The organism is Blastococcus deserti, assembly GCF_042682525.1.
Lineage (GTDB): Bacteria > Actinomycetota > Actinomycetes > Mycobacteriales > Geodermatophilaceae > Blastococcus_B > Blastococcus_B deserti.
The window spans coordinates 520,054-546,011 of record NZ_JBHUHP010000001.1; the positions used below are offsets into that span (position 1 = coordinate 520,054).

General features: G+C 74.8%; 21 protein-coding genes, 1 tRNA gene and 1 pseudogene. 15 read left to right on the plus strand and 8 right to left on the minus strand.

Annotated elements, in window-relative coordinates; translation table 11 throughout:
- The first annotated feature begins 47 nt into the window (after positions 1–47).
- Positions 48–1,478, plus strand: coding sequence for a M20/M25/M40 family metallo-hydrolase (locus ACFSHS_RS02510; protein WP_376871314.1), 1,431 nt, complete (start codon positions 48–50; stop codon positions 1,476–1,478).
- A gap of 18 nt (positions 1,479–1,496) precedes the next feature.
- On the opposite strand, the pseudogene ACFSHS_RS02515 reads toward ACFSHS_RS02510, so the two are convergent.
- A pseudogene (locus ACFSHS_RS02515) lies at positions 1,497–2,258 on the minus strand (putative protein N(5)-glutamine methyltransferase); the annotation flags it as partial.
- A 62-nt stretch (positions 2,259–2,320) separates the two neighbouring features.
- Here ACFSHS_RS02515 and ACFSHS_RS02520 point away from each other — a divergent pair.
- The 4 genes from ACFSHS_RS02520 to nudC all read left to right on the plus strand — a co-directional run bounded on the left by ACFSHS_RS02520 (position 2,321) and on the right by nudC (position 6,949).
- Positions 2,321–3,211, plus strand: a complete 891-nt coding sequence (locus ACFSHS_RS02520) for a DUF2510 domain-containing protein (protein WP_376871316.1) — start codon at positions 2,321–2,323, stop codon at positions 3,209–3,211.
- 149 nt (positions 3,212–3,360) lie between these two features.
- Positions 3,361–4,671 (plus strand): M16 family metallopeptidase, encoded by a 1,311-nt coding sequence (locus tag ACFSHS_RS02525; protein ID WP_376871318.1) that lies wholly within the window; start codon positions 3,361–3,363, stop codon positions 4,669–4,671.
- Complete coding sequence (locus ACFSHS_RS02530) at positions 4,668–6,029, plus strand: M16 family metallopeptidase (RefSeq protein WP_376871321.1); 1,362 nt, start codon at positions 4,668–4,670, stop codon at positions 6,027–6,029. Before ACFSHS_RS02525 ends, ACFSHS_RS02530 begins: the two co-directional genes overlap by 4 nt.
- A 50-nt stretch (positions 6,030–6,079) precedes the next feature.
- Entirely contained in the window at positions 6,080–6,949 is an 870-nt protein-coding gene (gene nudC / locus ACFSHS_RS02535) for an NAD(+) diphosphatase (protein ID WP_376871324.1), read from the plus strand.
- Between the two features lie 69 nt (positions 6,950–7,018).
- Here nudC and ACFSHS_RS02540 read toward each other — a convergent pair whose 3' ends face one another.
- From ACFSHS_RS02540 to ACFSHS_RS02550, 3 genes are all read right to left on the minus strand, one after another.
- Positions 7,019–7,480 carry a nucleoside/nucleotide kinase family protein gene (locus ACFSHS_RS02540; RefSeq protein WP_376871326.1) on the minus strand — a complete coding sequence of 154 codons (462 nt, stop codon included), beginning with the start codon at positions 7,478–7,480 and terminating at the stop codon, positions 7,019–7,021.
- Between the two features lie 188 nt (positions 7,481–7,668).
- Positions 7,669–8,388 (minus strand): ANTAR domain-containing protein, encoded by a 720-nt coding sequence (locus tag ACFSHS_RS02545; protein WP_376871328.1) that lies wholly within the window; start codon positions 8,386–8,388, stop codon positions 7,669–7,671.
- Positions 8,385–8,651, minus strand: coding sequence for a mycoredoxin (locus tag ACFSHS_RS02550; RefSeq protein WP_376871330.1), 267 nt, complete (start codon positions 8,649–8,651; stop codon positions 8,385–8,387). The genes ACFSHS_RS02545 and ACFSHS_RS02550 overlap by 4 nt, the downstream gene beginning before the upstream one ends.
- 164 nt (positions 8,652–8,815) lie before the next feature.
- Here ACFSHS_RS02550 and ACFSHS_RS02555 point away from each other — a divergent pair, with 164 nt between their 5' ends.
- The 4 genes from ACFSHS_RS02555 to ACFSHS_RS02570 all read left to right on the plus strand — a co-directional run bounded on the left by ACFSHS_RS02555 (position 8,816) and on the right by ACFSHS_RS02570 (position 12,072).
- Entirely contained in the window at positions 8,816–10,843 is a 2,028-nt protein-coding gene (locus tag ACFSHS_RS02555) for an ATP-dependent helicase (RefSeq protein WP_376871332.1), read from the plus strand.
- A gap of 214 nt (positions 10,844–11,057) precedes the next feature.
- A complete protein-coding gene (locus tag ACFSHS_RS02560; RefSeq protein WP_376871334.1) occupies positions 11,058–11,348 on the plus strand; it encodes a hypothetical protein in 291 nt (96 codons plus the stop codon).
- Positions 11,349–11,492: 144 nt separating this feature from the next.
- Complete coding sequence (locus ACFSHS_RS02565) at positions 11,493–11,834, plus strand: WhiB family transcriptional regulator (RefSeq protein ID WP_458199634.1); 342 nt, start codon at positions 11,493–11,495, stop codon at positions 11,832–11,834.
- A 73-nt stretch (positions 11,835–11,907) separates the two neighbouring features.
- Positions 11,908–12,072, plus strand: coding sequence for a hypothetical protein (locus tag ACFSHS_RS02570; RefSeq protein WP_376871337.1), 165 nt, complete (start codon positions 11,908–11,910; stop codon positions 12,070–12,072).
- A 217-nt stretch (positions 12,073–12,289) separates the two neighbouring features.
- Here ACFSHS_RS02570 and ACFSHS_RS02575 read toward each other — a convergent pair whose 3' ends face one another.
- The 3 genes from ACFSHS_RS02575 to ACFSHS_RS02585 all read right to left on the minus strand — a co-directional run bounded on the left by ACFSHS_RS02575 (position 12,290) and on the right by ACFSHS_RS02585 (position 15,183).
- Positions 12,290–13,612, minus strand: a complete 1,323-nt coding sequence (locus tag ACFSHS_RS02575) for an ABC1 kinase family protein (RefSeq protein WP_376871339.1) — start codon at positions 13,610–13,612, stop codon at positions 12,290–12,292.
- A 71-nt stretch (positions 13,613–13,683) separates the two neighbouring features.
- Positions 13,684–14,826 (minus strand): ThiF family adenylyltransferase, encoded by a 1,143-nt coding sequence (locus tag ACFSHS_RS02580; RefSeq protein WP_376871341.1) that lies wholly within the window; start codon positions 14,824–14,826, stop codon positions 13,684–13,686.
- A 204-nt stretch (positions 14,827–15,030) separates the two neighbouring features.
- Positions 15,031–15,183 carry a DUF5679 domain-containing protein gene (locus ACFSHS_RS02585; protein ID WP_012950213.1) on the minus strand — a complete coding sequence of 51 codons (153 nt, stop codon included), beginning with the start codon at positions 15,181–15,183 and terminating at the stop codon, positions 15,031–15,033.
- Positions 15,184–15,585: 402 nt separating this feature from the next.
- Between ACFSHS_RS02585 and ACFSHS_RS02590 the strand changes: the two genes are divergently transcribed.
- On the plus strand, positions 15,586–16,290 hold the full coding sequence (locus ACFSHS_RS02590; RefSeq protein ID WP_376871345.1) for a M48 metallopeptidase family protein: 705 nt from the start codon (positions 15,586–15,588) through the stop codon (positions 16,288–16,290).
- A 95-nt stretch (positions 16,291–16,385) separates the two neighbouring features.
- Here the strand turns inward: ACFSHS_RS02590 and ACFSHS_RS02595 are convergent, their stop codons facing one another.
- Complete coding sequence (locus tag ACFSHS_RS02595) at positions 16,386–17,744, minus strand: zinc-dependent metalloprotease (RefSeq protein ID WP_376871347.1); 1,359 nt, start codon at positions 17,742–17,744, stop codon at positions 16,386–16,388.
- A 103-nt stretch (positions 17,745–17,847) separates the two neighbouring features.
- Between ACFSHS_RS02595 and ACFSHS_RS02600 the strand changes: the two genes are divergently transcribed.
- The 5 genes from ACFSHS_RS02600 to ACFSHS_RS02620 all read left to right on the plus strand — a co-directional run bounded on the left by ACFSHS_RS02600 (position 17,848) and on the right by ACFSHS_RS02620 (position 25,945).
- The gene (locus ACFSHS_RS02600) at positions 17,848–18,870 is read left to right on the plus strand and encodes a YlbL family protein (RefSeq protein ID WP_376871349.1); all 1,023 of its coding nucleotides are present in this window, start codon (positions 17,848–17,850) and stop codon (positions 18,868–18,870) included.
- A gap of 207 nt (positions 18,871–19,077) precedes the next feature.
- Positions 19,078–22,032: a UPF0182 family membrane protein gene (locus tag ACFSHS_RS02605; RefSeq protein WP_376871774.1), complete on the plus strand. Its 2,955-nt coding sequence runs from the start codon at positions 19,078–19,080 to the stop codon at positions 22,030–22,032.
- A gap of 69 nt (positions 22,033–22,101) precedes the next feature.
- Positions 22,102–22,175, plus strand: a tRNA-Met gene (locus tag ACFSHS_RS02610).
- Positions 22,176–22,736: 561 nt separating this feature from the next.
- Positions 22,737–23,162 carry a hypothetical protein gene (locus ACFSHS_RS02615; protein WP_376871351.1) on the plus strand — a complete coding sequence of 142 codons (426 nt, stop codon included), beginning with the start codon at positions 22,737–22,739 and terminating at the stop codon, positions 23,160–23,162.
- Entirely contained in the window at positions 23,159–25,945 is a 2,787-nt protein-coding gene (locus tag ACFSHS_RS02620) for a tyrosine-type recombinase/integrase (RefSeq protein ID WP_376871353.1), read from the plus strand. Before ACFSHS_RS02615 ends, ACFSHS_RS02620 begins: the two co-directional genes overlap by 4 nt.
- Positions 25,946–25,958: the final 13 nt, after the last annotated feature.

Consider the following 25,958-nt stretch of genomic DNA (forward strand, 5'->3'; position numbering starts at 1 on the left):
CTAGCCGGACGCGGGCGCCGCCGCCCACGGCGCTACCGTCGGCGCCCGTGACCAGCGGCCCGGAGCGGGACAACCCCGAACGCGCGTACGTCCGCGCCCACCTCGACGACCTGCACGCCGACCTGGACGCCTGGCTGCGGATCCCGTCGATCTCCGCGGACCCGGTGCACGCCTCCGACGTCGCCGCCAGCGCCGAGTGGCTGGCGGAGGCGCTGCGCCGCACCGGGTTCCCGGTGGTCGAGATCTGGCCGACGGCGGGCGCGCCGGCCGTCTTCGCCGAGTGGCGCTCGGCCGACGCCGACGCGCCGGTCGCCCTCGTCTACGGCCACCACGACGTCCAGCCGGTCGACCCGCCGGAGCGGTGGGTGCATCCACCCTTCGAGCCCACGCGGGTGGAGGGGCCCGACGGCCCGGAGCTGCACGCCCGCGGCGCCATCGACGACAAGGGCAACGTCGCCTTCCACCTGCTCGGCATGCGGGCGCACCTGGCCGCGACCGGACGGGACACCCCCGCGGTCACCGTCAAGCTGCTCGTCGAGGGCGAGGAGGAGTCCGGTTCGCCCCACTTCGCCGACCTCCTCCGCGCGCGGGCCGACCGGCTGGCCTGCGACGTGGTCGTCGTCAGCGACACCGGCATGGCCGCGCCCGACGTCCCCAGCGCGGTCACCGCCATGCGCGGCCTCGCCGACGCCGAGATCACCCTGCGCGGCCCCGCGGTCGACCTGCACTCGGGATCGTTCGGTGGCGCGGTGCCCAATCCGCTGCACGCGATGGCGCACCTGCTGTCGAAGCTGCACGACGAGCACGGCAGGGTGACCCTGCCCGGGTTCTACGACAAGGTGCGGCCGCTCTGCGACCGCGAGCGGGAGCTCATGCGCCGGGTGCCGTTCGACGAGCGGGCGTGGCTGGCCGGGCCCGCCGCCTCGCGCGTGGCCTCCGGCGAGGAGGGCTTCACCACCCTCGAGCGGATCGGCGCGCGGCCCACCGCGGAGGTGAACGGCATGTGCGGCGGCTACACCGGCCCGGGCCACAAGACGATCATCCCGGCGGAGGCGCACGCCAAGCTGACCTTCCGGCTCGTCTCCGACCAGCGACCGGAGGACGTCGGACCGCAGCTGCGCGCGTGGGTGGCCGCCAACGTGCCGCCGGGCATCGAGGCCGAGGTGCACACCCCGCCCGGCGGCGTCGCGCCCTGCGCCAGCGACCTGGACTCACCCGCGATGGGCGCTCTCCTGCGGGCCATCGGGCAGGCCTTCGACACCGATCCGGGGGACGTGCTGTTCACCCGCGAAGGCGGCAGCGGCCCCGAGGCAGACCTGGTCGAGGTGCTCGGGGCGCCGCTGCTGTTCCTGGGCGCCGGGCTGCCCACCGACCGCATCCACTCGCCGAACGAGCGGGTGCTGCTCCCCATGCTGCATCGCGGCGCCGAGGCGGCGGCGCACCTCTGGCGCGAGCTCGCCACCACCCGCCTCCGCTGATCCCGCGGTCCCGACGACGACGGTGGCGCCCCGGTCGTCGTCGACGGTGACCCGGGCGGCCAGGCCCGCGGCGGCGACGAGCGCTGCCGCGGCCGGGACCTGCGCCTCGCCGACCTCGAAGAGCACAGAGCCGCCGGGCGCGAGCCATTCCCCGGCGCAGGCGACCACCCGACGGGCGACGTCCAGGCCGTCGCTGCCGCCGTCCAGGGCCGTCCGCGGCTCGTGCTCGCGCGCCTCCGGGGGCATGAGCCCGATCGCGTCGCTCGGCACGTAGGGCACGTTCGCGACGAGGACGTCGACCCGGCCCCGCAGCGCGGCCGGCAGCGCGCCGAACAGGTCACCGGCGTGCACCGCCGCGTGGGGCAGGTTGCGGCGCGCACAGCGCACCGCCGCGGGGTCGATGTCGGCGGCATGCACCTCCGGCCGGTCCAGCAGCGCGCCCAGGGCGACGGCCACCGCACCGGAACCGCAGCAGAGGTCGACGACGACGGCCCGGGGCGGAGCGAGGGTGGCGGCCTCCTCCACCAGGAACCCCGTGCGGCGACGAGGCACGAACACCCCCGGCGCCACGGCGATCCGCAGACCGCAGAACTCCGCCCAGCCCAGCAGGTGCTCGACCGGCTCGCCGGCGGCCCGCCGCCGCACCAGGTCCTCCAGGCGGGCGGGCGATCCGGCCTCGGCCACGAGCAGCCGCGCCTCGTCCTCGGCGAAGACGCAGCCGGCGCGGCGCAGCCGCGCGACGACGGCGGTCTCCTCCGCCGCCGGCGCAACTGCCGTCATGAGACCTCCCGGGGACAGGTCGCGACCGTACCGGCCGCGGAGGTCGACCTAGGGTGGACGCCGTGACCGGACCTGGCAGGCCGACCCCACCGCCGGGCTGGTACCCCGACCCCGACGGGGCCCCGGGCATGGTGCGCTGGTGGGACGGCGCGGCGTGGTCCGACGTGGCCACCCCCGCCGGTCCCGGCGTCGTGGTCCGGTGGTCGCCGGTCCTGGCCCCGCCGGCGCCGGAGCCGGCCCCCCTGCCCGCCCCGGAGGAGACCCCGGCCGAGCGCGGGCTGCGGCCCGGCTGGGTCGTCGGCATCGCGCTGGTGGTCCTGGTCGCTGTGGTGGGTGCCGCCGTGTTCCTGGGCCGTTCCGCGACGGACGACGACGCGACGGCGTCCCGCGTGCCCAGCGTGCAGCCGCTCCCGCCCGCGGGGCCCACCTTCCCCCCGGGCACGGTGCGGATCATCGACGAGGAGTCGGGGATCTCCTACCCCTACCTCGGGGAGGGCTGGTACGAGTTCGACCTCGGGATGCAGGCCGAGGTGACGGCGATGGCGGGGCAGTACTTCACCACGCAGGACCTGACCCCGCAGGGGTCGACGTTCATCGCCCAGTGCACGTCCGGCCCGCTGGCCGAGGGCCTGGGCTGGGCCGGGCCCGCCACGCTGCGGACGACCACGCAGACCGTCGCCGACAGCGTCCGCTTCAACTACTACCCGCGGCCCAACGAGCGCACGGTGCTGCGGGACGAGCCACGGACCGTGGACGGCCGAGCCGCGCACCTCTACGAGTTCCAGCTGGCCTGGGACGTGCCCGGCTACGACGCGAGCGGTGAACGGGCCGCCCTGCTGCTCATCGACGTCGGCCGGTCCGCGCCGGCGCTGCTCTACGTCTCCATCCCGAACACCCACGCCGAGCTGTACGGCGTCATCGACCGGGTGATCGGCGCCGTCGACGTGTTGTAGCGAGGAGCCTCGCCACGCGACCACGGCAGCGGCCGACGAGCGGGGCCCGGGAGGCTTCCGAGGAGGAGCGCGGCAGCGGCTCGGCACGGCGCGGGACGGTGGTCGGCCGCGGTGTCACCCGCGGAGTGACGTTGTCATAGTGTCGGGGCGTGGAAACAGCTGGGGCCGAACTGACCCTGCGGCACCCGGTGGAGCGGTTCACGCTCGACAACGGCCTCCGGGTCGTTCTCGCCCCCGACCGCAGCGTGCCCGTCGTCGCGGTCAGCGTCTTCTACGACGTCGGCATGCGGAACGAGCCCGAGGGCCGGACCGGCTTCGCGCACCTCTTCGAGCACCTGATGTTCCAGGGCTCGGCGAACGTCCCGAAGATGGAGCACGCCCGCCTCGTGCAGGCCGCCGGCGGCACCTTCAACGGCTCCACGCACCAGGACTACACCAACTACTTCGAGGCCCTGCCGGCCGAGGCGCTGGAGCGCGCGCTGTTCCTCGAGGCCGACCGCATGGCGGCGCCGGCGATCACCGAGGAGAACCTCCGCAACCAGATCGACGTGGTCAAGGAGGAGATCCGGGTCAACGTGCTCAACCGGCCCTACGGCGCCTTCCCGTGGCTGCAGCTGCCGCGGATCGCGTTCGAGAGCTTCGCGAACACCCACGACGGCTACGGCTCCTTCGTCGATCTGGAGTCCTCGACCGTCGACGACGCGGCGGACTTCTTCTCCCGCTACTACGCGCCCGGCAACGCCGTCCTCTGCATCGGGGGCGACCTCGACGTCGCCGACACCCAGCGGCTGGTCGAGCGCTGGTTCGGCCCGGTCGAGGCCCGGCCCGTGCCGCCGACGCCGTCGACCGGTGAGCCGCTGCCCACCGCCGTGCGGTCAGCGGTCGTGGAGGACGCGCTCGCGCCCGCCCCCGCGCTGGCGCTCGGCTGGCGGGTGCCCGATCCGGTCGGCGACTTCGACAGGTACCTGGGTGCGGTCCTCCTCGCCGAGCTGCTCAGCGAGGGGGACGCCTCCCGGCTGGAGCGCCGCCTGGTGCACGACGACCGCATCGCGATCGCCCAGAGCAGCTACGTCGGCCTGTTCGGCGACCCGTTCGACGTCCGCGACGCGACGTTGCTCACGACGCAGGTGCACCACCCCGCCGCCGTTCCGGCCGAGCGGGTGCAGGCGGCGGTGCACGAGGAGGTGCGACGGGTGGCCGAGGACGGCGTGGACGCCGCGGAACTGGGCCGGGTGCAGGCACGCACCGAGGCGCAGCTGCTCCGGCAGGCCGACTCGGTGCTGGGTCGCACGCTCGGCTTCGCGGCGGCCGAGCTCATCCACGGCCGAGCCGAGCTGGCCGGCGAGCTCGCCGCCCGGCTGGCCGCCGTGACCCCCGGCCAGGTCCAGGCGGCCGCTCGTGACCTCGACCCCGGCACCGCCGCCGTGCTCGAGCTGCGCGCCACGGGGGGACGTCGATGACCTCGGGGCTGGACCTCTCGCTGATCCCGCCGCTCGGCGAGCCGCGTCCGCAGCCGGTGCCCGCGGCCGAGGAGTCGGTGCTGCCCACGGGGCTACGGCTGGTCGTGGTGCCGCGTCCTGGGGTGCCGCTGATCGAGCTGCGCCTGCGGGTGCCGTTCGCCGCGACGACCGCCGCCGACGCGGGGGTGCACACCGCCCGGGGGTCGGTGCTCTCCGGCGCCATCCTCCTGGGTACGGCGACGCATGACCAGACGGCGATCGCGGAGCTGCTGCAGAGCCATGGCGCCGAGCTCTCCATCTCGACCGACCCCGACCGACTGCTGTTCGCCACCACGCTCCTCCCGGGTGGGCTCGCCCCGGTCCTCGGCCTGCTCGCCGACCTGCTCACCGGCGCCACCTATCCCGACGACCGGGTCGAGGGCGAGCGGGACCGGGTGGCCGAGCGCATCGGCATCGCTCTCTCGCAGCCGGGTGTCATCGCCCGCAGCGCACTCGCGGCGCGCCGCTACGGCGACCACCCGTACGCCATCACGCTGCCCGATCCCGACGTGGTCACCACCGTCGACGGGGCGGCGCTGCGCGAGCTCCACCGCACGAGGGTGCTGCCGGCCGGCAGCACCCTCGTGCTGGTCGGCGACCTGGATGCGCCGGCCGCCGCGGACGCCGTGGCCGACGCGCTGGGCGGCTGGACCGCGAGCGGGCACGCCGTCGAGGCGCCGCCCGCGGCGGACCTGCCGACGACCGGGATCGAGCTCGTCCACCGGCCGGGCGCGGTGCAGTCCAACATCCGTCTCGGCGGGCCCGCCCCCGGCCGGACCGACCCCGACCTCGCCGCCGTCCGCCTGGCCAACATGATCTATGGCGGCTACTTCTCCTCGCGGCTGGTCGAGAACATCCGGGAACGGCGGGGGTACACCTACAGCCCGCGCAGCTCCGTGGACCACCAGGCCGCCGGCTCCTCGTTCCTGGTGGAGGCCGACGTCGCCACCGAGGTCACCGGACCGGCGCTGCTGGAGGTCTGGTACGAGCTGGGCCGCATGGCGCTGCTGCCGGTCACCGAGGGCGAGCTCGACGCCGCGCGCCGCTACGTCCTCGGCAGCATGGCCCTCTCGACGGCCACCCACGCCGGCCTGGCGAGCACGCTGTCGGCGCTGACGGGTGCCGGCCTGCCACCCGGCTGGCTGGCCGAGCACCAGCGCGACCTCGCCGCGGTCACGGTCGAGCGGGTGCAGGAGGCCTCGCGGCGCTACCTGGCCGCGCCCGGCCTGACCGCCGTCGTCCTCGGCGACGCCGACCGGGTCGCCGGGCAGCTCGGCGTCCTCGCGCCGGTCAGCGTGCGACCGGGCGCAGCGGAATGACGGTGCCGGGGTCGGCGTGGCCGGAGGGCACGGGACCGTCCCGGGGGGAGATGCCGGTGCTGTCGCGGGTCGCCCACGACCGCGCGCACCTGGCCCGCTCCCTGCCGGACCCGACCGGCGGCCGGCCGGTCCGCGTGCTCACCGTCGACGCGCAGCGCGCCGTGCCGGTGGCCGAGGGCCCCGACGGGCCGCGGCTCGTGTGGGACGAGCAGCCCGAACTGCCGGTGGGCGCGGTCTACCTGGGCGAGGCGGACGGCGTCCCGTACGCCGCCGTCCGCGGGGAGCGGTCCCTCACCGTCAACGGCCGGCCGGTCGACACCTGGTCGGGGCTCCGTGAGATCGGCGCCGACCTCGGCGACCTGGACGCCGGCCTGCTCGTCGAGGCGATCGGCATCCTGGAGTGGCACGAGCGCAACCGGTTCAGCCCGCTCACCGGGAACGCCACGACGATCGAGCGCGCCGGCTGGGTGCAGCGGGATCCGGGCACCGGCAGCGAGATCTTCCCGCGCACCGACCCCGCGGTCATCATGCTCGTCCACGACGGCGGCGACCGGGTGGTGCTCGGCCGGCAGGCCGTGTGGCCGCCGGGACGGTTCTCCATCCTGGCCGGCTTCGTGGAGCCGGGGGAGTCGGCCGAGGCCGCCGTGGCGCGAGAGGTCGCCGAGGAGGTCGGCCTGCGAGTCACCGACATCCGGTACGTCGGCAGTCAGCCCTGGCCCTTCCCGCAATCCCTCATGCTGGGCTTCGTGGCCCGCGCTGAGGGCGCCGACGACCTCGTGGTCGACCCGACCGAGATCGAGGAGGCGCGCTGGTTCACCCGGGAGGAGCTGAGCCGCGGCGCGGGGCCGGCCGCGCTGCCGCCCCCGGTGTCGATAGCCCGGCACATCCTGGACCGCTGGGTCGCGGGCGAGTTCAGCTGAGAGAAGGACCCCTCCTCCCACCCCCCGGAAGCTCCGGGGCAGTGCCCGGGAGGGGGCCGCGGGGAACTCCTACGAGGCGAATCTCCCGCCGAGCACCAGCGCCGGCCGGTCGGGATGGTCGGCGAGGACCACCGCGTCGGCCAGCCCGGCGGGGTCGACCTCCTGGTCGTAGCGGTCGAAGGCCGGCAGCTCCCACGCCTGGTCCGGCGGGGTCAGCCGGCGGCGGGCCGCCGCCGACATGCGCAGGTGCACGACGACGTCGAAGGGCAGTCCGACGCCCTGCAGCAGCGCGCCCGGGACCAGGAGCACACCTCCCGATGGCGCCGGCCGAGGGCGTGCCCTCGCCGCCCGGTCGCGCCCGACGTCCCAGAGCACCGGCAGGTACTCGCCGGATCCGCCGGGGCCGACCGGACCGAGCACCTCGCGGACCAGTGCCTTGGCGTCCAGCCAGTCGGTGTACCGGGCATCGGGGTCGGTGCGCCCGTGCTCCAGCCGCAGCGACGCCGGCCGGTAGAAGCCGTCGGCCGGCACGACGACCGCCGGCCGCCCCAGCGGGGGCAGGCGGTCGGCCAGGGCGGTGGCCAGCCGGCCCGGCGCCGCCGCGTCGGGCCCGTCGACGGCGACGCGCAGGGCGGCAGCTCCTGGTTCGGGACGCAGCGGGGCCAGGAGGCCGGCCAGGCGGTCGGCGAGCGCCTGCGGGGTGAGCGGCTGCGGACGGGTCAGGAGGCGCCGTCCGTGGCGGCCAGCGCGGATCCAGCGGAGGGCGCGCGCGGCCCCGGTGCCGTCACGGCTGCGACGACCGCGCCCGGGTGGCGGAGTCCGGGAGCGGGCACCGACCGACCCGACCGCGGCTGCTCGCTGCCCCCGACGGCGGGGGGCGCCGCCGGGTCGGCGGGCGCAGCGGAGTCGTCGGCCGCCAGGCCGTCGAGGACCTCCCGGGCCAGCTCGGCGACCGGCCGGCCCTGGGACCGCGCGTCGCGGCGCAGCGACTCGAACGCCGCCCGCGCGCTCGTCCCGTGGCGCTCGGCGAGGACGCCGATGGCCCGCTCGGTGGAGACGCGGGCGGCCAGGGCGTGCTCCAGCTGGGCGACGGTGCGCTCGAGCTCGGCGACGCGGGCCTCGAGGGGATCGAGCGGCCCGGCGGTGCCGCTCCCGGAGCCGCGCGCCGAGCGCCGGGCGGAACGGTCGGGCTCCCTGAGGGTCCCGAACTCCTCGGCCACGAGGTCGGCCAGCGACAGGCCCTCGACCAGGTCCCCGGCGGTCTCGCTCCCGGCCGGGGACTGCACCGACCAGCCACGGGGGGTCCGCGTGAGGGCGACCACGGGGGTGTCGGGCACGGCGTCGGGCGACGGGACGGCGACGTCGGTGCCGCGGTCGCGGCTCCCGCGGGGGCCGTCATGCCCCTTCGAGGGCCGGGGACCGGGGATCACCTGGTTCATGCCTCCTGGAGGGGACCCAGCTGGGCCTTCACCTGGTCGATGCTGGGGTTGGTCAGGGCGATGCCGTCGGCGAACACGAGGGTGGGCACGGTGCGGTTGCCACCGTTGGCGTTCATCACCAGCTCCGCCGCCTGCGCGTCCTGCTCGATGTCGACCTCGGCGAACGGGATCCCCTCGCGCTCCATGAGTTTCTTGAGGCGTACGCAGTAGCCGCACCACGGGGTGGTGTACATGGTCACGGCGGCCGTGGGGGTCGAGGGCATCGAGGGGGATCCTCCCTGCTTGTCCGGAGCCGGTCCACCCCCCGGAGGGTGGGCCGGCATGTGTGCACCGCAACGCGGCCACCCTGGGGATGCTTCCCGCCGTCGTCCCTCCTGGCTGAGAGGATCGGGGGGCGCACGTCGGCCGGAAGACGGAAGGGGGCCGGATGTCGCAGAGCGCAGCCGCGCGACCGGTGAGGGAAGCGGGCTCCCGCGCCGAGGCCGTGCTCGCGGCGCTGGACGACGAGCAGCGCGCCGCCGCGCAGGCCGTCATCGGTCCCGTCTGCATCCTCGCCGGTGCCGGCACCGGCAAGACCCGCACCATCACCCACCGCATCGCCTACGGCGTGCACACCGGGGTCTACGTCCCCGAGCAGGTCCTGGCCGTGACCTTCACCGCCCGTGCCGCCGGCGAGCTGCGCGGCCGGCTGGCGGCGCTCGACGTCGGCGGGGTCCAGGCGCGGACCTTCCACGCCGCGGCCATGCGCCAGCTGCGCTACTTCGCCCCCCGGGTCCTGGGCGGGCCCATGCCGGCGCTGGTGGAGAACAAGCTGCGGCTGGTCGCCACCGCCGCCTCCCGGTCGCGGCTGTCGACCGACCGCACCAGCCTGCGCGACCTGGCCAGCGAGATCGAGTGGGCCAAGACGACGCTGGCCACGCCCGACGACTACCCGGCCCGCGCCCAGGCCGCCGGCCGGGAGCCGCCCTTCGAGGCCGCCGCCGTCGCGGCGGTGTACGCCGGCTACGAGTCGGCCAAGCAGCGTGACGGTGCCCTCGACTTCGAGGACCTGCTGCTGGTCACCGCGTACGCGCTCGAGGGACACCCCGACGTCGCCCGCCAGGTGCGGGGGCAGTACCGCCACTTCGTCGTCGACGAGTACCAGGACGTCAACCCGCTGCAGCAGCGGCTGCTCGACGCCTGGCTCGGGGGGCGTGCCGACGTGTGCGTCGTCGGCGATCCCAACCAGACCATCTACTCCTTCACCGGGGCCGATCCCGACTACCTGCTGGGCTTCGCCGACCGGTATCCCGACGCAGCCGTGGTCAAGCTGGAACGCGACTACCGCTCCACCCCGCAGGTCGTCGGGCTGGCCAACCGGCTGATCGGGCAGGCCGCCCGGCGCAAGGGCCTGCCGGGGCTGCGGCTGCTCGGTCAGCGTCCCGACGCAGGCGAGCCCACCTTCACCGAGCACCCCGACGAACCGGCCGAGGCCGCGGCCGTCGCGGCTCGGTGCAAGGCCCTCATCGAGGCGGGCATGCCCGCCGCCGAGATCGCGGTGCTGTTCCGGATCAACGCCCAGTCGCAGGTCTACGAGGCGGCGCTGGCCGACGCCGGGGTGCCGTACGTGCTCAAGGGCGGGGAGCGGTTCTTCGAGCGGCCCGAGGTCAGGGAGGCGGTGCTCCTGCTCCGCGGTGCGGCCGCCGGCGGGAGCGAACCGGGCGCGCTCGTCCCGGCCGTGCGCGACGTGCTGGCCTCGGTGGGCTGGGCCGAGCACCGTCCGCCCGCCGGCGGAGCCGCACGCGACCGGTGGCAGTCCCTGGCGGCACTGGTCGACCTCGCCGTCGACCTGGTGGCGGAGAACCCCTCCCTCGACCTCGCCGGGTTCGTGGGACACCTGGCCGAGCGGGCCGACGCGCAGCACGCCCCGACCGTGCAGGGCGTCACGCTGGCGTCGATGCACGCGGCCAAGGGACTCGAGTGGGACGTCGTGTTCGTCGTCGGCCTGGTCGACGGGGTGGTGCCGATCGTCCAGTCGCTGTCCCGGCCCGATGCGGTCGAGGAGGAGCGGCGGCTGCTCTACGTCGCCGTGACCCGAGCCCGTGAGCAGCTGTCGTTGTCCTGGTCGCTCGGCCGCAACCCCGGTGCCAAGCGCGCCCGCCCGCGCAGCCGTTTCCTCACCGGGCTGGCTCCCGGGTCCAGTCCCACGGCCCCGGCGGCCCGCCGACCCGCCAAGCGGCCCAAGGTGGTCCTCGAGGGCGAGGCGGGGGAGCTCTTCGAGCGGCTGCGGGCGTGGCGGAGCCAGGCCGCGCAGTCGGCGTCGGTGCCTGCCTACGTCGTCTTCACCGACGCCACGCTGCAGGCCATCGCCGAGACGCGACCGGCCTCCCTGCGGGAGCTCTCCGGGCTCCCCGGCATCGGCGCCCGCAAGCTCGAGCTCTACGGCGAGGACGTGCTGGCCACAGTCAGCGGCTGACGCCCTGGCCGGCACATCCGGATCCGGGCCGGGTCGATACCCAGGGCGACGGCAGGCGGGCTCGGCCGGGACCCGCGCACACGTCCGGAGGACGCGCCGTTTATTCGATTGACCTCGTCGCCGCGGGCGCCATAGTGTCCCCGCACACACGAGCTGCCGCCCCGCGATCCTGGCCGACCTGGCCAGGGCCGAACCCGAGGAAGGAGGGGCACCGATGATCAGCACCACGCCGACCATGGCCCCCGCCGACCTCCTCGGCCGGGGTGGCTTCCACGTGCGCTCGGCCTCCGGCGCGGGCTTCTGCAGCGGCTACGCGGAGCCGGCTGCCGCGCACACGGCTGCGCCCATCGCCCCGGTCCAGGGGACGGGTCTGCCCACAGGCAGCACCGCCGACCGCGTCCGCCTCGTCACCCGGCAGTCCATCGGTGACGTCGTCGTGACCACCACCTTCGAGAACACCGGCACCACCCTCGGGATCCACTCCTCGAGGAGACCGCAGAGCTAGGCGCTCGACCGGTCCTCCACGAGGCCGCGGAACCCGAATCCCGGGATCCGCGGCCTTTCTCTTTCTCGCGACTCCCGGCACCCGACCACCGGTCGGCGGGCCCCCGCCGGCCGTCGCAGACAACGAGAACTAGGAGGAGCGGCAGTGCAGCAGACGATCGCCCGCCCGACGTCCCACCGCCGAACCGGGCTCCCCTGGACCGGTGGATCCACGCCGAGACGACCCACGCCACTGGCCCCGGCGCCGGTGCGGCGCCCCCTGCCGTGCCGCGTCGAGGACCCGGAACTGTGGTTCGCGGAGAGCCCGGCGCAGCTCGAGCAGGCCAAGAGCCTGTGCGGCAGCTGCCCGATCCGGACCGCCTGCCTGGCCGGCGCCCTGGACCGCGGGGAGCCGTGGGGCGTCTGGGGCGGCGAGATCTTCGAACGCGGCGTGGTGATCGCGCGGAAGCGGCCGCGGGGCCGTCCCCGCAAGGTCGTGGCCGCCTGACGTCAGGCCGGACCCGTCCCATGGTCCCCGCCACCTGGTGCGGACCGACCACTCACATCCCGAAGGAGACGTCATGTACCTGCTCGAACAGGAGCTGGCCCGCAGCCGGATGGACGAGCTGCAGGCCGAGGCCGCCGCCGCCTCGCGCGCGCGTCGGCTCTACCTGGCCCGCCGCGCGGCCCGTCGCGCGGAGCGCGCGGTGCGGCGCGCCGCGCGGGCCAGCGCCGCCGTCTACTGACGGCGACGATCGGGCGCGACCGGCCGCACGGGCCGGCTCCCGCCGTCCATCAGCAGGCCGGGCACGGACGCTCCGGTGCGTCGGTGCCCGGCCTGCCCCGTCGCGGCGGCCGCGAGGACAGGGCCCGGCGCGACCGGGGACGGCACGTGGTCGCGGTGCGGTCCGGAGGTCGCAGCGTGTGGCGTGCGGTCCGGGGGACCGCCAGCTCGTCGCCTCATCACTCCACGAAGCCGGGGAGCCACTCCTCGATGATGCTGCGGAAGTCCCCCGCGGCGTCGAGCTGGCAGAGCACCCCGATCGAGCCGATGGTCACCCGGTGGATCAGCAGGTAGGCAGGCGGCAGGTTGAGCTGCCGGCCAAGCCGGCTGGCGTCCGTCCGAGGGTCGGCGATGCGGGCCGCCTGCTCCTGCATCCACGCGCGCGTGAAGTGGAAGTGCCGGTCGACCACCGGGTCGAGCAGCGGCCGGAGGTAGTCGAGGACACCCTGCGCGTCCACCTCGACACTGGGCCGCACGAAGCCCTCGGCCCGCAGGTCGGCCAGCACCTCGTCGGCCTTCCCGGCCAGGGCCCAGCGCAGCAGCCGGCCGATCGGTTCGGGATGCCCGTCGGGCAGCCGCGCGGTGGCCCCGAAATCGATGACGCCGAGCCGGCCGTCGTCCAGCAGCCGGAAGTTGCCCGGATGGGGGTCGGCGTGCAGCAGTCCGGCCCGCTGGGGACCGGAGAAGTGCAGCACCGCCAGCAGCAGCCCGGCGCGGTCGCGCTGTTCCCGCGTGCCGGCAGCGATGATCTTCGACAGGGGGGTGCCGTCGAGCCACTCGGAGACGATGACCTTCGGCGCGCTGGCCACCACCCGTGGCACGACGATCTGCGCGTCGCCGGCGTACGCCGCGGCGAACGCCCGCTGCGCGTCGGCCTCCAGCCCGTAGTCGAGCTCCTCAACCACCCGCGCCTTGAGCTCGGCGATCAGCGGCTTGACGTCCATGCCGGGGAAGAGGGCGGCGAAGAGGCGGGCGAACCGGGCCAGCTGGTTGAGGTCGGCCATGAGCGCCGTCGCCGCGCCGGGGTACTGGATCTTGACCGCGACGTCCCGGCCGTCGCGCCAGGTGGCGCGGTGCACCTGACCGATGCTGGCCGCGGCAGCGGGCTGGTCGTCGAACTCGGCGAACCGCTGGCGCCACGTCCCGCCGAGCTGCTGGGCGAGCACCGCGTGGACGGTGCGCACCGGCATCGGCGGCGCCTCCTCCTGGAGCTTCACCAGCGCCTCGCGGTAGGGCGCCGCGACCTCCTCGGGAACCGCCGCCTCGAACACCGAGAGCGTCTGGCCCAGCTTCATCGCCCCGCCCTTGAGCTGCCCCAGGACGGCGAACAGCTGCTCGGCCGTGCGCTGCTGGAGCTCGGCGGTGACGGCGTCGGCGTCCCGGCCGGAGAGCCGCTTGCCCAGGCCGAGGGTGGCGCGCCCGGCGGCCCCCAGGGGGAGCGAGGCCAGGCGTGCCGTCCGCGACACCGAGCCGCGCGGCATCACCGGTCGGTCGTCACTCACGCGTTCCTCCTCGCCGGCGGTCGCGTCGCGCGCGACGCCGCCGTGTCGTCTCGGTGAGCTCGTGGGCTCGGTCAGCCGCCCATTGTTCCCTGCCGCGGGCGGTCCGTGCGCACGGACGCGATGACCGGGTCGCCGGCACGGGGCGCCGGGAGGATGGGGGGACCGGTCGGCTGCTCCTCGCCGGCCGCTCCGCAGCCACATCGCGGGTGGACCGGCCAGCGCCGCACCCGCGGGACCGGGTGCGGTGGACGCAGCTCGATCGTGGCCTCCAGGGCACCGGGCGCGGCCGAGCCGTCCAGGTACGCGAGCACCTGCATCGCCGCGGTCGCTGCCGTCAGCACGCAGGTGACCGCCGTGCCGCTGGGCGGCGCCTCGCCGGCGGTCAGCTGGGCCGCCAGGGCCGGCCAGCGGGCGTCGGCGTCCCGGCGGTGCAGATCGGCGCAACGCAGGCAGCTGGTGACGCCGGGGACGACGAGTGGCCCGACGACGCCGGTCTGCCCCCGCACCGTGGCGACCAGGTGCGGTACCCCGGACCGGTGGATGCCGCTCACGAGGGGGTCGGAGGCGGCCCACGGGCGGGCGAGCACGACGAGGTCCGTCCCGGCGTCGGACGACAGCGGCCGGAGATCGGTGAGCGGGCTCGCCCGGCGCACCGCGTCCGCGGCGGCCAGGGACCGTGGTCGTCCCTCGTCGGCGGCGCTCAGGCCGCCGACGACGGCGTCCCCGGCCGTGGTGAGCCCGGGGTCGCGGACGCTGACCCGGCCGACCCCGCTGGCCGCCAGCATGGCCGCGAGAGGCGTGCCGACCCGCGTGGCGCCCTCCACGACGACCACCGCCCGCCGCCGTGCCCGCCAGCCGCCGGGACGCGTCAGCGCCGCCGGCAGTTCCGTCGCGGTGCGGGCGGCCGCGGCCGGACCGGCATCCGCGGCGAGCAGGTCGGCGTCGTCCAGGTCGAGCAGCAGCCCGGCCGACCGCAGCCGGTCGAGCACCTGCCCGACGAGCCCGGTGTCCAGCCCGTCGCGGGCGGCGTCCGCGAGAACGGCCCGCTGGGACCGGCGCCCGTCCAGTGCGCGCAGGACCGCTGACAGCCCGGCGCCGCAGTCGTCCAGCAGCAACCCGGCGCCGCCGTCGACACCCCCGACCTGGACCGCGCGCTCGCCGCTCCGCAGGAGAGGGGTGGTCGCGGGGAGCAGGGGATGGAGGGTGTCGCTCACCGGGGCAGGGTCGCAGCGCCGCGCCGTCCCCCGCAGCGTCCGTCCACAGGCCCCGGGACGACGAACGGCGGCGCCCCCCAGGGGACGCCGCCGTGGTGACGTGCTCGCGGGCCTCCCTCGGGGACCCGCGCCGAGCGTGCGAGCGGCAAGGACGCCCTCTGCCCCCCGACGCTCGCGAGCGCGCGTCGGGACCCTGCAGGGGCCTCAGGCCTTGCCGAGGATCCGGTTCATCTTGGTGCCGCACACCGGGCACGTGCCCTGCGCCATCCGCCGGCCGGACTCGCTGACCTTGACCTCGCCGTCGAAGTCGCGCTTCTCCTTGCACTTCACGCAGTAGCCGTTGTAGCTCTCCGCCACGGGATCTCCTCGGACTCGGGGTGCCTCGACACGCGCGCCGGGCTCCGTTGGCCAGGGACGCTACCCGTGCGCACGGCCCGGGACTCCGGGGGCGGCCGGCTGCCGTCCTGCCGCTCGCACCCGGCCACCCACAGCCTGTGGACGACACTGTGGACGGCGTGGGGACGGCCCGGCGTGTCCCTGTGCGCGGGCCGGGGACGGCACCGGGGACAACGTGCTCCATCCGCCTACGACCGGGTCTCCCACCTGGGCATATCGCCCGCGGCGGATTGTGGACGGGATACCGGGAGCAACCGTCGTCACCGGGTGGAGCGGCGGTCGTGTCCACCGTCCGTGCGACGTGTACCCGAGCGGGTGCCTCCGCGCAGGCGCGGTGTCGGCGCGGTGCCTTACGGTGCCTGCGTGCCCGGAACGACTCCCGACGCCCACGCGCGCCCCGAGCCGGCCGGCCCGCCGCCCGCAGCCCGGGACGGTCGCGTCGTGTCGGCCGCCCGTTCCGGCCCGGGCGCCGACAGCGGCAGCACCGGCCGGTCCGCCGGGCGACCCGACACCCCGGCCGAGGCCGAGGTCGTCGAGGTGCGGCGCAGTGCCCGGCGCCGCCGCACGGTCACCGCCTACCGGGAGAAGGGGCGCACCGTTGTCCTCATCCCGGCCGCGTTCAGCCCCGCGGAGGAGCGGCGCTGGGTGGCGCAGATGGTGGCGAAGCTGCAGACCCGCGAGGAGCGCCGCCGTCGATCCCTGGGCGGCGACGACGAGCTGATGACCCGCGCCCGGGCGCTGTCGGCCGCGCACCTCGACGGGCTGGCGGAGCCGGGCAGCGTCCGCTGGGTGGACAACCAGAACCGCCGCTGGGGCTCGTGCACCCCGGCCGACCGCAGCATCCGGCTGTCCAGCCGCCTCCGGTCGATGCCGGAGTACGTCGTCGACTACGTCCTGGTCCACGAGCTGGTGCACCTGCTCGAGCCGGGGCACGACGAGCGCTTCTGGGGGCTCGTGGCCCGCTATCCCCGGGCCGAGCGCGCCCGGGGCTTCCTCGAGGGCGTGGAGCTGGCCGCCGCGATGGGCCCGGCCGCCGACGGGGAACCCGCCGCCGACCTCGTCGACTGAGCAAGCGCCGCGTCCTGCCCGTCCCACGCGGGCTCAGGGCGGGCCTGGCTCGTTCCCGCCCCGGCTCCGGGCGGCGTCCTGGACGGCCTTCTCCGCTAGTCCTCCTCGGGCTTCTCCGGATCCGTGCGCTGCTCCGGGTCGTCCGCGGTGAGCCCCGCGAGTTCGTCGTCGAGACCCTGGCGCGCCACGAAGTCCAGCGGCTCGTCGAGGTCCTCGGAGGTGGGCAGCAGGTCGGGGTGCGACCACAGCCGGTCGCGGTCGGCCACCCCGTGCTGCTGGCCCATGGCAGCCCACACCGTCGCGGCGTCACGCAGGCGCCGCGGGCGGAGCTCCAGGCCGACCAGCGTGGCGAAGGTCTGCTCCGCCGGACCGCCCGAAGCCCGGCGCCGCCGCATGGTCTCGGCGAGGGCGGAGTGACCGGGCAGCCGGTCCTTCGCCGCCTCGGCGACCACGGTGTCGACCCAGCCCTCCACCAGAGCCAGCAGGGTCTCCAGCCGGCGCAGGGCCATCTGCTGCTCGGGGGTCTCCTCCGGCTCGAGGACGCCGCTGCCCAGCAGCTGCTGGATGCTCTCGGGGTTGCTGGGGTCGATGCCGCCCTCCATCCCGGACATCGCCTCGGTGATCCCGCGCTCGATCGCCTCGCGGTCGATCGTGATGCCCCGGGCGTAGGCGTGCACGGCGTCCTGCAGCTGCTGGCGCAGCCACGGGACGTGGGCGAACAACCGCTGGGAAGCCGCCTCCCGGAGGGCGAGGAACAGGCGCACCTCGTCGGCGGGCCGGTCGAGCCCGGCCGCGAAGGCCGCGACGTTCTGCGGCACGAGCACGCCGGTGCCGGCCGGGGCGAGGGGCAGGCCGACATCGGTGCTGGTCACCACCTCGTCGGCGAGCCTGCCGAGGGCCTGGCCGACCTGGGCGCCGAACATCAGCCCGCCCATCCGGCCCATGATCCCGGCGACCGGCCCGAAGGACATGGCCGCCTCCTGCGGCAGGGCGCTGGTCATGGCGGCCACCACCCGCTCGGCCAGCGGGTCGACGAGGGCTCCCCAGGCCGGCAGCGTCTGCTCGACCCACTCGACCCGCGACCAGGCGGCGGTGCGCTCGATGCCCGACGGCAGCTCGGTCACCTGGTCGAGCCACAGGTCGGCCAGCCGCAGCGCCTCGGCGACGGCGGTCCGCTCGGCGTCCGACGACGGCTGGTGGCCGGCCGCGAGCTGGCTGATGGCGCCCTGCCGGGCGAGGTCCCAGTTGACCGGACCGCCCGACCAGCTCATCAGCTTCTGCAGCTCGGCGAACAGCGGCATCTTGCCGAGCAGGTCCTCGGGCGAGCCACCGCCGGCGATGCCGCCGAACAGGGCGCCGAGGCCGAACGGATCGCCCGGGTTGCCCCCCTGGCCGGGCTCACGGCGCTCCGGATCGCGGTCGGGCAGTCCGAAGCCGAACGGCACGTCACTCATGCGTCCACGGTAGACGCGTGATCTTCGGCCGGGGGCGGGGCCGACGACGGTTGCGCCCTGGGCGGACGGCGTCCTCCAGCTCCGCGACATAGGCTCGCCCGTCGTGACCCGTCGGATCGCCGTCCTGACCGCCGGTGTCGTGCTCCTGGTCCTGTTCGGGCTCGTGGGGACGACGCTGCCGGTGCCTTACGTCGCGCAGGTTCCCGGGCCGACCTTCAACACCCTCGGCGAGTTCGAGGGGGAGCCGATCATCAGCATCGAGGGCCGCGAGCGCAACGACGTCGAGGGCAACCTCAACCTCACCACCGTCGGCGTCAGCCGCGGCGGCCTCAGCCTGGTCCAGGCGGTCGTGGGCTGGTTCGACGACGAAGTGAGCATCGTCCCCGAGGAGGCGGTCTACCCGCCCGACCGGACCGAGGAGGAGACGCGGCGGGCCAACCGCGAGGCGTTCCTGACCTCCGAGCAGGCCGCACAGACGGTGGCGCTGGGCCGGCTGGGGTATCCGGTGAAGGTGGTCGTGCAGGGCCTGGCCGACGACTCGCCCTCGGAGGGGGCGCTGGAGGAGGGCGACGCCCTCGAGGCGGTCGACGGTGTCCCGACGCCGGACTCGGAGGCGCTCACCGAAGTTCTCCAGTCGATCCCCGGGGGCTCCTCCGTGACCGTGTCCTACACGCGGCTGGACGAACCGGGCACCGCCACGGTCACGACCCGGGCGGCGGAGGACCGCCCCGGGTCGCTGCTGGGCGTCACCATCCTCGAGCAGCCCTCGGCCCCCTTCGACGTCGACATCCAGGTGGAGGACGTCGGCGGCCCGTCGGCGGGGCTCATGCTGACGCTCGGCATCCTCGACCTGGTGGGGGAGGAGGACCTCACCGAGGGGGCGGTGATCGCCGGCACCGGCACCATGGACACCGACGGAAACGTCGGGCCGATCGGCGGGATCCCGCTGAAGATGGTCGCCGCCGAGGAGATCGGCGCGGAGCTGTTCCTGGTGCCCGCCGGGAACTGCGCCGAGGCCGCTGCCGCACCCGATCCCGGCTTCCCGCTGGCCCGCGTGGCCACGCTCGACGACGCCCTCCGGGCGCTCGACGACTTCACGGCCGGACGGACCCCGCCCCTGTGCTGATGCCATGACCACCGGGGCCCTCATCACGGGCCCATGACCACGCAGGGAACCCCGGCGCCCGCCACGCGTTGTGCTGGGATGACCGGAGGTTCTACCCGCGGGACCGAAGACACCCCGCCCGATCACCCGTCGGGCGACCCCAGGGCCGCAGCCCCGGGTCACCGCACGCCTGCAACAGCCTGAAATCGAAGGAGAGCGCTCGTGGCCATGCGGCCTCCCGTGCCGGTGCCGACCCTGTCGCGCCGCGCGAAGCTGGTCCTCGGCGCCGTCGCCGTACTGCTGGTGCTGTTCACCGCGATCGGCACGCTGACCAACGTCTACGTCGACTACCTGTGGTTCGACGAGACCGACTACACCGAGGTCTTCTGGACCGAGCTCCAGACCCGTGCCCTCCTGTTCGCCGTCGCGGGCGTGGCCACCGGTGGCCTGGTGGCCACGTCGATCTACCTCGCCTACCGCTTCCGGCCCACCTTCCGCCCGATGTCGCTGGAGCAGCAGAACCTCGAGCGCTACCGGCAGTCGCTGGAGCCGCGGCGGGGCCTGGTGCTGACCGCAGTGGCCGTCGTCCTCGGCCTGTTCGCCGGGTTCACCGCCCAGGGCAGCTGGCAGACCTGGCTGACCTTCCGCAACAGCACCGACTTCGGGCGGACCGATCCGCAGTTCGGGATCGACCTGTCCTTCTTCGTCTTCGACTACCCCTTCTACCGGCTGGTGCTGGGCTTCGGCTTCGCGATCGTGCTGCTCGCACTGATCGGGTCGGTCCTGACGCACTACGTGTTCGGCGGCCTGCGGCTGCAGACGCCGGGCCAGAAGCTGACCGGTGCCGCGCGCGTGCAGCTCTCGGTGCTGCTGGGCCTGTTCGTCGGCCTCAAGGCGGTGGCCTACTGGTTGGACCGGTACGGGCTGGTCTACTCCGACCGCGGTGAGGTCTTCACCGGCGCCAGCTACACCGACGTCAACGCGCTCCTGGTGCCGAAGACGATCCTGGTCTTCGTCGCCGCGGTCTGCGCCCTCGCCTTCTTCGCCAACATCGTCGTCCGCAACTTCCTGCTGCCGGCCGCGGCGCTGGTGCTGCTGCTGATCTCGAGCCTGGTGATCGGCGTGGCGTACCCGGCCATCGTCCAGCAGTTCGTGGTGCGCCCCAGCGCCGACCAGAAGGAAGCGCCCTACATCGAGCGGGCCATCCAGTCCACGCTCGACGCGTACGGTCTGTCCGAGATCGACTACGTCGAGTACGCGCAGGAGACCACGGGCGACGAGGTCGACACCGAGGCGGTCAACGCCCAGATCCGCAACGACACCGAGACCGTCCCGAACGCGCGGCTGCTGGACCCGAACGTGCTCTCCGAGACGTTCACCGCCCGCCAGCAGATCCGCAACGTCTACGGCTTCCCGGAGAAGCTCGACATCGACCGGTACACCATCGACGGCGAGACCCGTGACTACGTCGTCGCGGTCCGGGAGCTCAACACCGAGGGGCTGTCGGAGAACCAGCAGAGCTGGATCAACCGGCACACGGTCTACACCCACGGCAACGGCTTCGTCGCCGCGCCCGCGAACGAGGTGGTCGCGGGCACCGAGGGCGGCGAGCCGAACTTCACCACCCGCGACCTCCCGGTCCGCGGCGAGATCGTCCCCGAGCAGCCGCGCATCTACTACGGCGAGCTGATCCAGCAGGGCGGGCAGGACGTCTACTCCGTCGTCGGTGCGCCCGAGGGCTCCGAGCCGCGCGAGTTCGACCGGCCGGAGGACGGGTCGGACGAGGGACAGCTCAACAACACCTATGACGGCGAGGGTGGCGTCGAGATCGGCAGCTTCTTCCGCCAGCTCACCTTCGCCATCCACTACCGCGAGCGGAACTTCCTGCTCTCCGGCGCGGTCAACGACGAGTCGAAGGTGCTCTACGTCCGCGACCCGCGCGAACGTGTCGAGAAGGCCGCGCCGTTCCTCGAGGTGGACGGCGACCCGTACCCCGCCGTGATCGACGGCCGGGTGATGTGGATCCTCGACGGCTACACGACGTCGGACGCCTACCCCTACGCCGAGCCGCGCGACCTCGGGACGACGGCGCAGGACTCGCTCACCGGGGCGGGGACGACGGCGCTGCCGAACGACCAGTTCAACTACGTCCGCAACTCGGTGAAGGCCACCGTCGACGCCTACGACGGCACGGTGACCCTGTACGAGTGGGACAAGGAGGACCCGGTCCTCCAGACCTACCGGAAGGCCTTCCCGGGCACCGTGCAGGACCGGGAGGACATGCCGGAGGAGCTGGTCTCCCACGTTCGCTACCCGGAGGACCTGTTCAAGCTGCAGCGGGACATCCTCACCCGCTACCACGTGTCCAACCCGGTCGACTTCTACAACCAGAACGACCGGTGGCAGGTGCCCAACGACCCGACGCAGGACACCGACGAGGCGCAGCCGCCGTACTACATCCTCGCCCAGCGGCCGGGTGACCCGAAGGCGTCCTTCCAGCTGACCAGTGCGCTGAACGCGTTCAACCGGGAGAACCTGTCCTCGTTCATCTCGGCGTCCAGCGATCCGGAGACCTACGGGGAGATCCAGGTCCTGCGGTTGCCCGGCAACACGCCGTTCCGTGGCCCGCAGCAGGTGCAGCAGTCCTTCATCACCAACAACCAGGTGCGTCCGGACCTCACGCTGTTCAACAGCCAGGAGTCCCGAGCGGTGTTCGGCAACCTGCTGACGCTCCCGATCGGCGGCAGCGGGCTGCTCTACGTGGAGCCGCTGTACGTGCAGGGCACGGGAGAGAACTCCTTCCCGCTGCTGCAGAAGGTGCTGGTCAACTACGGCGACCGGGTCGGGTACGGCGACACCCTGGAGGAGGCGCTCGACCAGGTCTTCGGGGCCGGGGCGGGCGAGGCCGTCGCCGGGGACGAGGGCACGTCCGTGACCGACGACGAGGACACCGAGCCGACGCAGCCGACGACGCCGGCCCCGCCGGCCGACGGCGGCACCTCCGGCAACGCCGCCCTGGACCAGGCCGTGGCCGACATCCAGGCGGCGCTGCAGGCCCTGGAGACCGCCCAGCGCAACGGCGACTTCGCGGCGCAGGGCCAGGCGCTGGAGGACCTCCAGGCGGCCGTCGAGGCCTACCAGCAGGCGCAGCAGGCCGGCGGTGGACAGACGCCCACGGGCTGACGCCGGAGTGGAGGGTGCGGGACCCGCGCCCTCCCCTCCGCTGCCGGCTGGTACAGTGGGTTCTACCGACGCGGGGTGGAGCAGCTCGGTAGCTCGCTGGGCTCATAACCCAGAGGTCGCAGGTTCGAATCCTGCCCCCGCTACTACGCGGACCTGCGATTCCGCAGTTCCGGACCGGCCCCTACCGCTCAGCGGAGGGGCCGGTCGCGTTTCCGCCCCCGGTGTGGGGCGGCCGATGCTCCGGCGATGCCCCGGCCACTGCGGGGGCGCTGCCCGGGCAGCCGCGGTGCGTCCCCCCGCTGCACCCTCGGCCTGAGCAGGCCTTCTTCCGCGGCCGCCCGCGCACGGGGGTGCGCACCGGCCGCGCATCTCCGCGGGGGCCCGCCGCGGACACCGGTCGCGGCCGGCGGCTGCGTTCCTCCCGTTGCGCGTGCGCGGCACGTCGGGCCTCGGCGCTCGGGACCGGCGCCTCGGCGGCCGGTGACGCGGGCGCAGTCGCGACCCGCCCGGCGCGGAGCGCGTGGACGGCCGCGCTGCTCGCCGGTCCCACCGGGGCCACTGGTGCCCGGCCGGCACGGGAACGCCGCCGGCTGGGCGAGATCCCAACCCGCGGGCTGCTGGGCGACTGCCGATCTTTCCCCGCTTCGAACGGTGCCGGTCCGCGCCCGCCCATCCCGGGTGGCGCGGACAGGAGAGAGACCGCCATGAGCACCGCTACTGTCCCCGTCGAGGGTGAGGAGTGGGTCAGCCGCGCCGACGCCGCCGAGCTCGCGCGCTGCAGCGAGGCCACCATCAAGCGCCTCGAGGGCAAGCATGACCTGGAGACAAGGACCGGAGTCAACGGGCAGACCCTGCTACGGCTGGCCGACCTGGTCCGCCTCGGCCGCATCAACCCCGCAGACCTGCCCAGCGGCGCGACGGCGTCCGGCACCGCCGAGCTGCGCCGCACCCAGGACCAGCTCGTCGCCACCCAGCGGGAGCTCGGCGAGGTCCGTGGCCGGCTCGCGGAGCGCGACGCCGTGGTCGCCACCCTCACCGGCCAGGTGAGTGAGAAGGACCGGCAGATTCGCAAGCTGACCGACATCATCGACAGCCTGGGTCTCGCGCTGTGCGAGAAGGCCGCCCGATGACCGCGGCCCTCCGCCGCCGCGGCCACCTGTCGCTCGTCGTGTCGGCATCGGCCGGCGAGCAGGACGCGACGGGTGCGGTCTCCCTGGCTGCCGGTGCGGCGCCCGCCCTCGGGGGAGTCCCGGCGGCGCCGTCGGCCGAGGCCGTGCCGGCGGCGCCGCGCGCCGCCGGCCCGGACATCGGGGACCTCCCGGCCGACGCTGCCGCGCTGGTCCGGCTGGTCTCCGGCGCCCCTGTTGCCACCCCGGCCTGTGACCTCATCGCCTTCGCCAACGGTGACTGGGCCGGGCTGGACCCGGCCCGCGACCCGAACGGCTACACCCTCGCCGAGGTCACCCTCGCCTGGTTCCACACCCACGTCGGCGTCGAGCGGCGCACCGGCGGCGTCCGCGCCGGCGACCTCGCCAGCGACCTACAGCGCTACCTGCTGCCGTTCGCCCTGGAGTTCGACGCCGAGCAGCCCGGCGCCGGCGTGAGCCGGCTCCGGCTGCAGCACGCCAAGCGCCTCATGAAGTCCGTCTCCGGCGGGGCACCCCTGCCGGCCGCCACCGTCGCCGGCGACCTGCTCGGCCGCACCGGCCTGGCAAGCAGCTGGCTGACCCTCCCCGACGCCGCCGCGGTGGCCATGGGCGGTCTCCCCGCGCTGCGCGAGGCCGTCGCCCGCGGCGCGCTCACCCTGGTCACCGTCGAGGAGGTCGAGCTGGTCCGGCCGCTGTGGCTGCGCGAGGCCGACCTGCTCATCGGGCCAGACGAGCCGCACGGCCTGGCCGCGACCACCCAGACCACCGTGCTGAGGACGCTGCGCACGATCATCGACCACGCCCGCGACCTCGGGGCCGACGTCCGCGGCACCTTCGACAAGGTGACGGCCATCGAACCGCTGCCGCACCAGCGGTTGCGGCCCCCGTCCCAGCCGCCGCGCTTCGTCCCTCTGGCCGAGCTGACCGCACTCGGCCGGCACCTGGCCCCGGTGTTCCAGCTGGCGCTGTGGCTGATGCGCATGGCCGGGCTGCGCATCGGCGAGGCCTACGGACTGTCCGTTGGCGACATCACCGAGCGCGGCGGGCGGATGTGGCTGGCCGTCACCAGCCAGGGCGGCCAGAACAGCCTCGTCCGCAGCGAGGACGGCCAGCTGCGCTGGGCCACCAGCAAGCCCGACACCAAGACCCGCCGGCACCGCACCGTTCCGATGCCGGCGCAGTTGGCCGACCTCGTCCGCGAGGTGATTCGGGTCTTCCACACCGATGCCGACACCGGCGAGGTGAACACAGCTGCCAGGCTCATCCCGGGCATCGGCAGCGACGACACCGGCGGCATCTCCGCGCTCTACAGCGCGCTGGAGGTTGCGTTCGCCGCCCTGCGCGCCGAGGGCCACGACGTCGTGGCGTTCAACCCGCACGACCTGCGGTACTCGGTGGTGACGGCGCTGGCCAACGCCGGCGTGGACAAGCGGCTGCGCCGCTGGTACCTGGGCCACCATTCGCCGCAGGACGTGCACGAGGGGTACGACCTCGGCCCGCAGGGCGACGAGCTCGTTCCGGTCGCCGACGTGCTGACCGCCCTCGCCGCCGAGCAGGCGCCGGGGGACCTGCGGGTTCCGACCAGCAAGGCTGAGCAGTGGGGGAGCGGCACCCGCCGCGCGGCCACCGCACATCTCCTACGCGCCGAGCTGCTGGCGAGCGGCTGGCTGCGGCCGCTGCCGCGGGTGGAGCTGCCCGGCGTCGAGGCCTCGGAGGACCCGGCGGGGGACCCGCCGGTCAGTGCGGCCGACGTCGCCCGGCTCGCCGGCATCGAGCCGCAGACCGCCCGGAAGCTGCTGCGCACCGGCGTCATCACCGGCGCTCATCAGCGGCTGTGGGGGAACCGCATGGTCTGGTACACCCACCGCAGCCACCTCGACGCCTACCTCGCCCGCAGCGCCGCGACCGTGGACAGCCTCGCCGTTCGGCTCGGCTACAGCTACCACCAGACCTGGACCCTGCTCGTCCATCTCGGTGTACTCGACCCGGACCGTGCGAAGGGCGGCGCGATCCGGCTCACCGCGGCCGCCATCACCGCCGTCGATGCCGAGGTCGCCCGCCGGGAGGAGGCGGCCGGCCGGGTGATGCTGCTGGACGAGGCGGAGCGACGGGCTGCAGCTGCCGCGGGTCACCGTGGAGACCCTCCTGCGGCAGGGCCAGCTGACCCAGGCACCGGCCCCCGATGGCACTCGCCACCGCTACGTCACCGTCGACAGTGTCGAGGCCTACCTCGCCGCCTGCCCAGTCGTGCCCGACCCGGACGGCGACGGTCGGGTGGTGCCGGTCGCCGACGCCCGCAAGGCGCTGCGCGTCACCCGGCCGGCGATGACCCACCTGATTGCCAGCCGCCAGCTCGTCGCCACCACCGTCGACCGCCGGCAGTGCGTCACGCTCGTCAGCGCGCTGCGCCGGCTCGACGCCGTCCCGGTCACCGGCGCCCGCGAACACCTGCTCGCAGTGGCGTTCACGCCGCAGCGGTAGTGCTGGCGGTAGCGGTCGCGGCACGTCCCAGCAGCGGGGGAGGCCGTCCACGGCCGCCGCGATCACGGATCTCGCATGGGCCCTCGCGGCCGCTGCGTGCCGGGGGCGGTGGACGGCCGCGATCCGAGTGGACCGATTCCCCGCCCGCGCGAGGGTCACCGACGCCGGATCCACCGCACCTCACCTGCGAAATAGCCCGATGTGGCCCAGGTCATGTTCCGGCGACTGACCACCGGATGACGCTCCGGACGGTCCGGACGGTCCGCAACGCCGACCGACCGTAAAGGCACCGAAACG